Annotated in this window: 10 protein-coding genes and 1 tRNA gene; 4 read left to right on the forward strand and 7 right to left on the reverse strand. The window is 59.8% G+C overall.

The features are described from left to right. Positions 1 to 11: 11 nt before the first annotated feature. The gene (locus tag K0U62_05210; GenBank protein ID MCH9800924.1) at positions 12 to 665 is read right to left on the reverse strand and encodes an MBL fold metallo-hydrolase; all 654 of its coding nucleotides are present in this window, start codon (positions 663 to 665) and stop codon (positions 12 to 14) included. 490 nt (positions 666 to 1155) lie between these two features. On the opposite strand from K0U62_05210, the gene K0U62_05215 reads away from it, so the two are divergent. Then, complete coding sequence (locus K0U62_05215) at positions 1156 to 3060, forward strand: BCCT family transporter (protein ID MCH9800925.1); 1905 nt, start codon at positions 1156 to 1158, stop codon at positions 3058 to 3060. Positions 3061 to 3172: 112 nt separating this feature from the next. Here the strand turns inward: K0U62_05215 and K0U62_05220 are convergent. The 5 genes from K0U62_05220 to K0U62_05240 form a co-directional block, all read right to left on the reverse strand. Continuing rightward, positions 3173 to 3246, reverse strand: a tRNA-Met gene (locus tag K0U62_05220). A 154-nt stretch (positions 3247 to 3400) separates the two neighbouring features. Continuing rightward, positions 3401 to 3772, reverse strand: a complete 372-nt coding sequence (locus tag K0U62_05225) for a hypothetical protein (GenBank protein MCH9800926.1) — start codon at positions 3770 to 3772, stop codon at positions 3401 to 3403. Positions 3773 to 3894: 122 nt separating this feature from the next. Continuing rightward, positions 3895 to 6957: a UPF0182 family protein gene (locus K0U62_05230; GenBank protein MCH9800927.1), complete on the reverse strand. Its 3063-nt coding sequence runs from the start codon at positions 6955 to 6957 to the stop codon at positions 3895 to 3897. Positions 6958 to 6978: 21 nt separating this feature from the next. Continuing rightward, the gene (locus K0U62_05235; GenBank protein MCH9800928.1) at positions 6979 to 8043 is read right to left on the reverse strand and encodes a PDZ domain-containing protein; all 1065 of its coding nucleotides are present in this window, start codon (positions 8041 to 8043) and stop codon (positions 6979 to 6981) included. Beyond that, positions 8040 to 8297, reverse strand: coding sequence for a hypothetical protein (locus K0U62_05240; protein MCH9800929.1), 258 nt, complete (start codon positions 8295 to 8297; stop codon positions 8040 to 8042). Before K0U62_05240 ends, K0U62_05235 begins: the two co-directional genes overlap by 4 nt. Positions 8298 to 8372: 75 nt before the next feature. On the opposite strand from K0U62_05240, the gene K0U62_05245 reads away from it, so the two are divergent. The 3 genes from K0U62_05245 to K0U62_05255 all read left to right on the forward strand — a co-directional run bounded on the left by K0U62_05245 (position 8373) and on the right by K0U62_05255 (position 11653). After that, the gene (locus K0U62_05245; protein ID MCH9800930.1) at positions 8373 to 9722 is read left to right on the forward strand and encodes a zinc-dependent metalloprotease; all 1350 of its coding nucleotides are present in this window, start codon (positions 8373 to 8375) and stop codon (positions 9720 to 9722) included. An 89-nt stretch (positions 9723 to 9811) separates the two neighbouring features. Then, positions 9812 to 11398 carry a hypothetical protein gene (locus K0U62_05250; protein MCH9800931.1) on the forward strand — a complete coding sequence of 529 codons (1587 nt, stop codon included), beginning with the start codon at positions 9812 to 9814 and terminating at the stop codon, positions 11396 to 11398. Between the two features lie 96 nt (positions 11399 to 11494). Next, on the forward strand, positions 11495 to 11653 hold the full coding sequence (locus tag K0U62_05255; GenBank protein ID MCH9800932.1) for a hypothetical protein: 159 nt from the start codon (positions 11495 to 11497) through the stop codon (positions 11651 to 11653). 16 nt (positions 11654 to 11669) lie between these two features. Here the strand turns inward: K0U62_05255 and K0U62_05260 are convergent, their stop codons facing one another. Next, on the reverse strand, positions 11670 to 12899 hold the full coding sequence (locus K0U62_05260) for a class I SAM-dependent methyltransferase (protein MCH9800933.1): 1230 nt from the start codon (positions 12897 to 12899) through the stop codon (positions 11670 to 11672). Positions 12900 to 12902 lie beyond the last annotated feature (3 nt).

Below are 12902 nucleotides of genomic sequence, written 5' to 3' on the forward strand. Positions count from 1 at the left end.
CACACAGGCGGCTACCATCGACGCCTACGCCACGACGCTAGCTGAGGTCGCTCGGCTCCCAAAGTTGTGTCATCACCATGACCCGGCAAAACTCGAGTCTCATCAGGAAGCCTTCGAAAAAGTCGTGCCTCGACATCATCTATCAACTGATCAAAATCTTTCCCACCACTGGTTTTTCCGACACCACCCGGAAATAGTGAATCACCTGTGATCACGATTGGCGGCTCCTCGCCTTCGCTATACAACAGTGCAACGCCAGCTTCGGTATGTCCGCGCAGTTCAATGACCTCCACTCTGCTTGCGCCAAAATTGATGTACTCACCATGCGCAACAATCCGTGTCGGTCGAGGATAAATCTTTACAGCATCGGCTGAGGACGCCATAGTGTCGACCTCAGTGGCGTCGATCACCGATCCCAACGCTGCGAAGTGGTCGGGATGAGCATGGGTCGTGATGACACCGACGAGGGCAGCAAGATCTACCTCGCCAAGAATGCGCTCAGGCTCGGCAGCGGCATCAATGAGCAGTTGCTGTCCGGTCTGACGATCCCGGAAAACATAAACGTTGTTGTCTAAGGGACCTACTGACATTTTCGTCAGTACGACATGATCCAACTCAAGTGCGGCAACTGGTCCGCCTGGATACACGTGACCGGTGTACGACATCGTTCTCCTCAACGTAAGCAGGATTATTTAGGATTTCAGTATTCCCGCGGCGGGGCTGGTCTCATCTGATGACGCAGCTCATCCACGACATCGTCGTTACAGAAATGGCAAGCAGGCTTGTTGGGGGTGGAGTTGACGGTGCGCGAACTTGACGTGAAGGCGACAATTGGGCCAAGGACTAGGTGTTTTACGCACTCTCCACCCTCCACCTTCAATCTGACGAAGAACCGTGTTTCGCGTTGTTTCGACGCCGACGGGTTAACCCACACCAGCCGGTCAACGCGCCAGAATGGGAAAATTAGGCCACTTAGCGCCCACATGCGAGGCGCCAAAATCTTCTGAGTCTCGAACGCGGACTAGAAAGCCGATCAGTCCTCACTGATTGCAACAGGAACCCCAACCTCGCTACCGTAACCAAAAGGTCCACCTAAATCTGCCGTCGATCCGTATCCTGCCTAGGATGCAACACCAGATTTCATGAAAGGTACGAATGTCCAGCTCGGACCGAACCGTAACCGACCAAGAAGACGCCAAAGAGTCAGCAGTCTGGAGCGGATTTCTGAAGCCGGTCTTTATCCCTGCTTCGCTCATCATCTTCGCCATGATTGCCCTTTCGGCTCTCGCCGCCAGCGATAGCGAGGGCATCTTCGGAACGCTCAACACTTGGATCACGGAAGGCGTCGGATGGTGGTACATCCTTATCGTCACCGTCTTTGTGGTCTTTGCGTTCTACTGTGGCTTCAGCTCAATAGGCAAAATTCGACTGGGCCAGGACAACGAGAAACCTGAATTCAGCACGATCGCCTGGTTTGCCATGCTGTTCAGCGCGGGCATGGGGATCGGGCTGGTGTTCTGGGGCGTCGCAGAACCGTTGAGTCACATGGTCAGTCCACCAAGCATCGATGGGCAACAGGCCGAAGGCATCGCCGCTGCCAACGACGCCATGAACCTCACCATGTTCCACTGGGGGCTGCACGCCTGGGCAATCTATGTGGTCGTGGGTCTTGGGCTGGCCTTCATGACCTACCGGCGCGGTCGGCCGCTGTCGATTCGTTGGCTTTTGGAACCGTTACTGGGTCGCGCCCGGGTCGAGGGCCCCATCGGTCACGCAATCGACGCTATGGCCATCGTCGGAACCCTCTTCGGCATTGCCACGTCCCTGGGGCTCGGGATTCAGCAAATCATTGGCGGTCTGACCAGCCTCGGCTGGGTGGAAGGGTCAAGCACCGGCCTCATCATCGCCATGATTGCTGTCATCACCGGTATCGCCACCTTGTCGGTGGCCAGTGGTGTGGATAAGGGACTTAAATGGCTCTCGAATATCAACATGGGTCTAGCCGCCGCATTGTTGCTTTTTGTTCTGCTCGCCGGTCCCACTCTGCTGCTGCTGCAGTCTTGGGTTGACAACTTGGGCGGCTACATCGCCTTCCTCCCGGAGAATTCGTTGCGGATGGCGCCGCTAGATGGCCTTGAGCCCATTAACGACACCTGGCTCAACAGTTGGACCATCTTCTACTGGGGTTGGTGGATGAGTTGGGCCCCGTTTGTGGGCATGTTCATCGCCCGTATTTCGCGGGGGCGCACCATCCGGCAATTCGTGTTTGGCGTCCTGCTCGCCCCGACAATCGTGGCGTCGATTTGGTTCACCGTCTTTGGCGAGTCCGCCATCATTAGGCAACTGACTATCGGGGACCTAGTGGGACCCGACGGGACCGTGGACACCAACTTATCCTTATTCCTGCTCCTGGAAACCATCCCACTGACCACGCTGACGTCGGTCTTGGCAGTCCTCGTCATCAGCCTGTTCTTCATCACGTCTTCAGACTCTGGTTCGTTGGTGATTGACATACTGGCGCACGGCGGCAAGACGAATACGCCGCGACTGACCAGGATCTACTGGGCCTTGCTCGAGGGTATTGCCGCCGGCGTTCTGCTGATTGCGGGTGGAAGCGCAGCATTGATTGCGCTACAAACCGCATCAATCCTGACTGCGGTTCCGATTTCCATCATCATGGCACTTGCAATGATTTCCCTGTTGCGTGCATTCAAGTACGAACTCGCCATACGCACGGACTTCGTGCGTATCGTGGGCGGTCCCCAACAGGTCAGCCAACCGGTTGCCGAAGCACCCGATGACCAGGCCAGTAAGACAGTCGCGCCGGAGTCCGGGGCGACGGAGACCGAACTAGTTGTCGCAATCGCTGATCTGCCGGCTAGCGTGGTGGACCTACACCGCACCACCGGAAACCTGGCCTTTACCGAAGACCCCACCCCCAGTGATCCCTTGAATCATGAAGTCTTCGACACACAGGAGTACGCGGAGTCAGCTGAAGGCGCCGCCGCACTACAGGATGCCGCGGACCTCGCCGCGCTCACTGAGCAAGAGAAGGAGTAACTGAAGTCCTCTCGGGGCAGGAACCGTCACTCGCTACCGCTCGCTCCTCGGAAAATCCTCAGCCAATTCACGCAAAAAAATAAGGCCCCCGAAGGGACCTCATTTTCTTGAGTAGCGGGGGCAGGATTTGAACCTGCGACCTCTGGGTTATGAGCCCAGCGAGCTACCGAACTGCTCCACCCCGCGGCATTCGCGATTGCGACCGCCTCAGGGTAGCAGCCAAGAGGCTTTCGGCCCAACTCGCTCGATCGTTACCTACCTCGCCCAAGGGCGTAGCACCCTCAAGCGGTGGTGCGAAGCAAATCATGTGGCGCATTCCCCCGAAGCAAGTCCTCGCCGATTAGGAGAAGATCGCCCAGATTTCCGTTCCTGCCAACGCAAGAGTGGTCAGCAGAATCACACCTTGATAGGCACCGAACGGGGTCTCGGACCACGCCTGACCAGAAACAGTTGCCGCTTCTTCTGCCGTTTGATCCTTGGACAAGTCCGCGAACGCCTTCATCCGGTCCGACGTCCACAGGAAGCCGATCAGATTGAAGCTCAGCACACCTGCCAACATCATGTACTTCACGGGCGTCTCGGACAGATCACCGAAGACGATGATCGCCAGCAGAATCGCATTCGTACTCGCATTGAACATCGCTGCGGCTATGAAGCCAGCGTTAGTAGTTGGGGAGTTCCGCGACACGTGGGTACTTGTTTCGATTTCCATAGCTACCTCTCCGGTCACGCTCGCCCGAACCATTCACGGAACGCGCCAAATCGCGACCAAAACAAGGCTAGAACTTACCGCGCCGTGAGGCCCGCGATAGCAACTTCAATCGATCCGAGTCTTCAGTCGCGCGCCGAGGCTTGGGCGACCGGCGCTTCTTCGGCCGGCGGCACCTCCTCAGCCGGCGGCACCTCCTCAGCGGGTGATTCTTCGGCGGGCGGACTCTCCTCCGGCGGCGCTTCGATAGTGGGAGGCGGACTGTTCGACCCACCGCCAGAACTCTGGCCAGTCAACTGGCGTTGCGCAGCTGCGGCCCGGTCAAGAGCCTTCTTCAGATCTTCCTGTGCCTTGCCATAGGCAGCGAAGTCGCCCTCCGCCAGAGCCTTTTCGCCCCGCTGATAGGCGGCATCAGCTGCTGCAATCGCAGCAGCCAACTGCTCTTCCGGAGTGCTGTCGCTATTGCCACCGCCGTTGTTGCCGCCGCCGCCGCCACCGGCATCTGTCGAACCAGTAAAGACCTTGGCCAGCGCTTCCTGCAAGGTGTTCTCCATCGAGACTTCTTGCCCGTAGCCGGCGAGCACCTTCTGCAGGAGTGGGAAGCCTTCTTGTCCGGCAGCACGCACGTAGACCGGTTCCACATAGAGCATGCCATCGGCCACAGGCAGCGACAGCAGGTTGCCGAGCACTACGTCTGAGCCACCCCGTCGCAATAGGTTCAACTGCTGAGCAACAACTGGGTCTGATTCGAAGTTATTCTGCACCTGAGTCGGACCCGGAATGGTTGTGTTTCGAGGTAACTGCAACACCCGGATCGTGCCGTAGTCCTCCCCTGGGGCAGAACTTGCGGCCATGAAGGCCGCCAAGGTTTGCCGCCTACTCGGCGAGAAAGCCGTGGTCAGCGAAAACGCTGGCGCTTTGGTTCCTGGCATCTGCAACGTCAGGAAGTATGGCGGCTGCTGAACATCCACCCCAGCCTTGGTGGGGTCAGAGGGGATCACCCAGAAGTCCTGGCCGGAGTAGAACGACTGCGCGTCGGTCACGTGATAGCGACTCAACACTGTGCGCTGCACCTTGAACAGGTCCTCGGGATAGCGCACGTGTTGCAGGACGCTATCCGGCATCTCCCCACGCGGCTTCACTGTGTCGGGGAAGATCTCCACCCAGGCACGAGCCACCGGATCGTTCTCATCCCACAGGTACAGATCTACGGTGCCGTCGTAGGCATCCACGGTGGCCTTCACGGAGTTACGGATGTAGGTGACCTGATCCCGGTTCAACGCGTTCACTGATCGCCGCGTCTCGGTGATCGAGTCGCTAGTGGCCTCGTTGAGCAGCGTCCGAGCAGAGTTCGGGAACTGATCCGAGGTGGTGTAACCATCCACGATCCACTTGATCCGACCGTCGACGACCACCGGGTAGGGATCGCTATCCAGGGTCAACCACGGGGCGACCTTCTTAACGCGGTCGCGGGGATCTCGATCGTAAAGAATCCTGGACTCATTATTGACCAGGTCAGATAGCAGGATGTTAGCGTCCTGGAACTTGGTGGCAAAGACCAAGCGATGCAGGAAGGAACCAGTTTCGATCCCACCATCACCGGTGTAGGTGTTGTTGCGCTGACCAGTCGGGCTGGTGTCATCCGGGAAGTCCAACTCTCGCGGTGGCTCACCTTCTGGCGCACCCACAATCGAGTAAGGCGGTGACAGCTGCCCGAAGTAGATCCGGGGCTCAGTGATATCCAGCAACCCTTCCGGAGGGATATCGGATTCGAGGTAGTTCGGGGCGCCAGTGGAACTCGGCACGTTGTCGCGTGCGGCCACGAAGCCGTAGCCGTGGGTGTAGACGGTGGTGTCGTTGGTCCAGTTGCGCTGCCCGTCTGGCAGACCAGTCAAGTCAACCTCACGCACGGCCACGACCGCACCCTGCCGCTGCTTGCCTTCCTCCAGCTGATACCGGTCGACGTCCAAGGCATCAGGGAAGGCGTAGAAGCCCCTGATCTGCTGCTGCTGCCGGAAGGTTGGACTGACGATGGACGGATCCAGCAACCTAATGTTGCTCAGGGTTCCCGAATCGTTCTTGATCACCGAAGCGGGCGCAACCTCGCGACCGCTGTACTCCTGGATTTCGACGCCATCCAGACCGTAAGCACTTCGAGTGGCGTTGATGTTGTTCTGAATATACGGCCGCTCACGTACCTCTTCAGTGGGCTGAACCTGGAAGGTCTGCACGATCGTTGGGTAGAGCCACCCAATCACGATGCTGCTGAGCAGCAGCAACGCCAACCCGATGAGCGGCAATGCCCAGACGCGGCGGAAAGCGGTGACGAAGAACAACACCGCAACCACAACCGAGGCCACTGCGAGGATCACCTTACTCGGAAGTACGGCGTTCACGTCGACGTATTTCAGGCCGGTGAACCCGGGCACGAGTGACTGACTTGCTGTCGCCAGCTCGAATCGATCCAGCCAGTAGGCGACCGCTTTGGCCAACATGAACAAGCCAGCGAGCACCGCGAGTTGAGTCTGCGCGGCTGGGCTGGCGCTGCGAACGTCGCTTTGAATCTTGATGCCGCCGTAAAGGTAGTGCACGACCACGGCAGTAAGGATCGACAGGATCAGTACCGCAAAGAGGAAGCTAAGTACGAACCGCAGCCAGGGCAGTTGGAAGACGAAGAAGCCCGCGTCAAGACCGAACTGCGGGTCGGTGGTGCCAAAGTCCCCGCCGCTACGCCACAACTGGAAGGTCTGCCATTCCGAACTTGCCGACAGCCCGGTCATGACCCCCAACAGTCCAGCTAGCGCGATGGTTATGGGAATCCGGTAAGGCTCGATAGAGGAGCGATACCGCTCCAACGACGCCTGTTCGGGGGTGATGCGTTCTACCATCGGCCGGGCGCGGAATGCGATACCAGCGTTCGCCGCCAAGGCGGCGAACATCACCACCGCGAAGGTGAGGAATAGCCCGATCTGGGTGAGCACTGTCGTGGTGAAGACCGACGGTTTGTCAACCGAGCCAAACCACAACCAGTCGCTGTAGATGCCGGAAAAGATGATGAATGCGAGCACCAGCCCACTGAGCACCAGCACAGTGGGGACCAATACCCTTCCGCGCGAAGGTGGTTCCCGTAGATCAGTGCCGCCCTGTGATCCGCTGGGGCCTGTTGGCCCGTTGGGATCTCCCGGCATGGTGTAGCCCATGGTCTGAACCTAACGCCTTTCCGCTGACGGCGAGCCAGAGGGGCAGTCAGCGACTGATTTCCCAGCCCGCCACTCCGTGATCGCCTTCATAGCCTGATCGAGAGTCTCCACGGCCGCAACTGCCAAGCCGTCCGGGATCTGCCCAACCACTTCGTCACAGTTCCCGACCGGAGCGAGGAATAACTCAGCGCCATCTTCTCGCGCTGAGATCATTTTCTTCGCGATGCCACCGATCTCCCCTACATCACCTTCCGAGGAAATAGTGCCGGTGCCGGCAATGTGCCGTCCTGCCACCAAATCTTGCGGCGTGAGCTTGTCGATGATGGCTACGGCGAGCATGAGTCCCGCGCTGGGGCCACCGATTCCGTCTAGATTGAGGGCCACCTCAAAGTCTGACGAGTACACGTTCTCCACAACGATTCCGACGCGAGCCACCTCATCACCATTTTCGTCAGTCGCGGATTCCGAGGCGACAGTCACCTCGGACTCCTCACCATCTCTGACGATGATCAGTTGAAACTCGGTTCCGGGGGGCTGGCTTTGTATCCGTTTCGCAACCTGCTGAGAGTTACCGACGGACTTACCGTCGATGCCCACGATCTCGTCCGTGGCTTGCAGTACTCCCTCGGCTGGGGTGTCCAACGCGACTGATACGACCACCGGCACCGACGTGACCGGGCGATCCAGATAGTTGGCCGCCGCAGCCTGGGCGGTGGACAGCGATGCATCGAACACTGCTTCTTCAAACTCGCGCGCCTGGGCATCACCACGATCCTCGTCGGGGAGCACCGTGGTGGTGGAGCTGAGCCACCCCAGTACGGCGAGCCCGCTGGTGATGCTTCCGCCTGATCCGCCGTACTCCGAGACTGTGGTCAGATCCATGACGCCGTCGGCCGTATAGGTCGTCGTGCCCGTGACTTCCAGCACCGGCTCGCCCTCCACCTCACCGAGCAGGTCAAACACCGGCCCTGGCGACCGAGCAACAAACGGCACTGGGGCAAAGGCGGCCACAGCAGCCAGCACCAGTACCAGTCCCCCGACAAGCCAGAACCAGAACCTCCCCCGAGACGTCATCTTGGGTCGCTTTGCTCGTCCGGGCGCAGCACCTGTTCGATACGGGTCAGTTTTTCCCGCTGCAATTCTTGGGCGTCGGCTGGGCTCGGCGCGCGGTCTCGCCATAGCAGTAATGCCGCCACAATCACCGTCACGAGCACGGGCGCGACAAGCCACAAGACCGGTTCCACTCCGCAAGTATCGCGTATGGCGCCCAGTCGGCTGGCATCCGGCGCGGCCAAGTCTTGGGTTCGTCCGCTGTCAGCGGACAGCACGGCCGCGCGTTAGCAGATCCGCGATGTCGCCGTTACCGTGAGAAGTGCGGTGTAAACCGCTGAGCAGGAGGTCACATGAGCGGCAACCTTCCCTTTGGATTCCACCCACCCGGTGAGGGAGAAGAACCCAACCAGCCACCGGGCGGATTCGACCTGGGCAATCTAGGCGCAGCCTTAGAGTCGCTGGGCCGGATGCTGCAGACCGGCGGTTCCGCTGGTCCGGTCAACTGGGAGATGGCCAAACAAGTCGGGCGGCAACACGAAGCCCAACGGAAAGACCCCGGTGTCAGCCCGACGGAATCCACCGCAGTCAACGACGCAGTTCAATTGGCCAACCACTGGCTAGACGACTCCTGCAGCTTCGCCGCAAGTAACGCTGCCGCCATCGCCTGGAGTCGCGGTGAATGGCTGGACAACACCCTGCCCGCGTGGCAGCAATATGTGACGCCGGTGGCGGAACAGGTGACCTCCACCATGTCTGACCTGATGGGCGGTCAAGGAATGCCAGGTGGCGGTGAGATACCGGGCATGGACTCCGAGCAGATTCAAGCACTCCTGGGGCCACTGTCCGGCATCACCCAGCAGCTGGGCTCAGCGATGTTCGCAACCCAGGCGGGACAAGGCTTGGGCATGCTGTCCGGAGAGGTGCTGTGCTCTTCTGACATCGGCATTCCGCTCACTCCTGACGGTCGCCCATCGCTACTCCCAGCCAACATCAATGCATTCGCCGACGAGTTGGAACTGCCGCGGCAAGACGTTCTGGTGTACATCGCTTTGCGGGAATGTGCTCACCAACGACTGTTCACTCACGTGCCATGGCTGCGTTCTCGACTGGAAGAGGCTGTTGCTGCTTACGCACGCGGTATCAAAGTCGACACCAGCGCGATCGAAGAGATGATGGGTCAGGTCGACCCGATGAACCCCGAGTCGATGCAGAACCTGATGTCGGAAGACATGTTCAAGCCACAAGAATCTCCGGAGCAAAAAGCTGCCTTGGCCCGTCTGGAGACGCTGCTTGCGCTGGTCGAGGGCTGGGTCGAGATCGCCGTGGCCGGCGCTGCTGCAGAGCGACTGCCCTCGCTACCGCAGTTGACCGAAGCAATGCGGAGACGTCGCGCTGCTGGTGGACCTGCGGAAAAGACCTTCGCCAACCTGGTCGGCTTGGAAATGCGCCCGCGCCGCTTGCGAGAGGCCGCGGCGTACTGGAACCGCGTGACCGATGGCGACGTGGAGACTCGGGATAACCGCTGGGAGCATCCCGACCTACTGCCCACGTCTGAAGATCTCGATGACCTTGATGGGTTCTTCGCGGGCTTGGAAGTGCCGGAGTTGGAACCCGGAGACTGGCCAGTTGCCGAGAACGATATTTCCGAGGATGAAGGTACCGGTCCTGACACGGACGAGGATCCGCCGCAAACTTCGTGACCGGCCAGCCCAACTTTGGTCGACTGCTTGCGCTCGGTTCCCTTGCCTAAATGTGGAGCTTCATCAAGTAACGAACTAGAGGGCGACTCATGCGCCGTATTGCTATTGCCACCCTTTCCGCTACCGGTCTCGCCGCCGGAATGATCGCGCTCGCTGCCCCAGCGGTTATGGCGCAAAGCTCCTGTGAAAAAGCGACCGGAGGCAGCACGAGCAGCCTGGCGTACACCGGCAAGACCAGTGGGAACTCAACAAATGGCTACACCTGCGCCTACCAGCGCAGCCAAGGTAAGACCAGCCTCAAACCGTGGCAGACCAAGTCCTTCACTTCGAATACCGCCAAGGGCTACTACCGGATGAAGACCTGCACTCAGGTCGAGGGTAAGAACATCAGCAGTACACCGGCCTACGCCCAGACCGCAATGGGCTCGTCCTGGACCCAAACCAATACCAACTGGGACTTCAGCAAGACTGGCCACGTCGGCTCGGGAATCTTCTGGGCAACGGACAACGTCGCTGGCAGTCAATACACCACCAGTCCCTGCAACTGGGGCGGCTACCCCACCAACCAGTTCTGGCAAACCTCCTCGACCGTCACTCTGGTCGGCTACAACAAGACCACCGGTTCTCCTACCTTTGATATCGCTGTGACCCCCGAGGGCAACGCCCCGGCGGGTAGCGACGCTTTCGTCTTTCAGATGCTCGGCGACACCCCAGATCCGACCACCGACAAGGGTGTAGCTGAAGGCGCGCTGAGCGACGGGGCGCTGAGTGTCACATCACCCCTGCCGTTCGCGGCTGGCGATTACACCTTCTATGCCGTCTACGGCGGCTCTGGTGCGGACCTGGATCCACGGGTTTCGCCCCAAGACCTGATCCCAACCCAGCGCGGTTGGCTACCCTCGCTGTCCGGCACAATCGCCGTCACTATCGATAGCGGTCTGAATACAACTACCACCGAGGGCGCAGCTCTGGATCCCACCTACGACCTAGCACCGATAGCAGACGGCAAACCGCTGCCGATGTCGGTGGTGAATGACAGCACCGAGTATCCGAAGACGCCGCAGGCCACCTGCGAGTCCGGAGAACGCCCCATCCATGTCGAAGGCTTCTCACCCAAGAAGTCCATCGACAATGATCACCTCACTTGGACCAAGAACGGCGCCAAGCTGAACATCGGCAAGGCCAAGGACGGCACCAAACTTAATCTGCAGGTGGTCTGCCGGCCTCCGGCGGAAAAACCGACCGGTCTCGGCAAACTGCGACTCGGCACTGTACGGGCTGACGAGTTGACGCAGAAGAAGGCGGGACCCACCTTTGCCGGTCCGGGCAAGGATGAAGTGACCGTGAAAGCCAAGAAGGGTTCCGCATATGGCGCGTTGGGCCGGTATCGGGTCTACCTCAAAGCTGCCAACACCGCCGGGGACGGCGGCCCCGGTGCTGACATGATCAAGTCCGCCACCAAGCCGAAGAATGCCGACGGCAAGAAGGCCGGCCGGGCGCTGCTCATCGGGGGCCCCGGACCAGACACCATGATCAGCGGCTACGGTCCCGATCGAGTCAACGCCCGTGACGGTGAGCCCAATGACACCGTGGAATGTCGGGGCAGCAAGACCCGAGTGCTGGCCGACAAGGGCGACACCGTGATGGGCAACTGCAAGTGGATCAAGCGAAAATAGCGCCGAACCGCTTCGGCAGCCACTAGCCGTTTCTGGCGCTCCGGGACTGGGGATTCTCCAGATGTCGCACCGCGACACACATATCTGGAGGACACCATGTCACCTGACCCGCACCGTAGCCGCACCACTCACGCCGACGCCGAGAACGAAAACGAAGACGAAGTTTGCACGCTGCACAACCTGCTGTGGGACTCTTTGATCGCCTTCGGTGCCAGTAGCGGTTACGCCACGGTCTACCCGGCTGACCGCAACTAGCGATCAATCCCGCAGATCACCAATCCGGGCGTACTGGCATGTCAGACGATCCGTCTGGGGCCGTGTGCACCGCCAGCACCTGATGCAACTGAATCAGGTTGTGGGCAAACCCCCAGCGCGACGCGTTGAGGTACAACCGCCATACCCGGGCTTTGCGCAAGCCAATCTCGGCAACGGATTCATCCCAGTGATCGTCGAGGTTGCGTGACCAGTCCCGCAACGTCATCGCGTAATGCTCACGCAGGTTCTCCTCGTGACGCACTTCCAGGTTCTGGTGCTCCATGCGGTCGATGAGATGCCCCACGTGGACTAGCTCTCCGTCGGGGAAGATGTAGCGGTTGATGAAACCACGTGAGGTCTTGGTCCGCGCCTTGGCATCAGTACGAGTGATGCAGTGGTTGAGCAGACGAGCTCCGTAGTTGAGCTTGCCACGCAGGTAAGTGAAGTAGTTGTCGTACTGATCCCGACCGATGTGCTCAGTAAGCCCGATGGAAGACACCGCATCAAAGCCCGTCTCTGGCACATCGCGATAGTCACCGGCCCGGATTTGTGCGGTGGCGGTGAGACCTTCCCGCTCCAACATCTGCTGTCCCCACAACGCCTGTTGCTTGGACAACGTCACCCCAATAACTTCGACGCCGTAATGCTTAGCGGCGTGACGGGTCATTCCACCCCAACCGCAGCCGACGTCCAGCAGCTTCATGCCCGAGCGCAGCCCTAGTTTTCGGCAGACCAGATCGAACTTCTCGTCCTGAGCTTCCTCCAGAGTGGAATCCAGCTTGGGATAGACCGCACAGGTGTAAGCCATCGTCGGGCCCAGCAGCCATTCGTAGAACGTGTTGGAGACGTCGTAGTGGTGGCTGATCGCATCAGCGTCGCGACGACGGCCATGCAACCGGCCGCCTAACTTCACTTCCTCCGGCGGCGGCGGCACCCGCTTCAACGCGTGTGGGCCGAGATCGCGCAGCAGCGCCAACGACTCTTTCTTCGATGGCATCCGGCGGCTGGTGTAGAGCCGATCAAAGGCCTCGTAGACATCCCCTTCGATGTCGAGGTCGCCGTGCACGTAGGCGCGAGCGATACCCAGTTGACCGGGGGCGGACATGAACGCTCCCACAGCCTTAGGCGACTTGACCACAACACGGACGTCACTGTCGGGGTCACCAGCGCGGCTGCCGTCATATGCAACGAACTGCACTCCGCAATCGGGTTCAACGAGTAACTCAAAAACTTCGCCTAGCTTCATATC

The organism is Actinomycetes bacterium, from assembly GCA_022599915.1.
Taxonomy (GTDB): Bacteria; Actinomycetota; Actinomycetes; order S36-B12.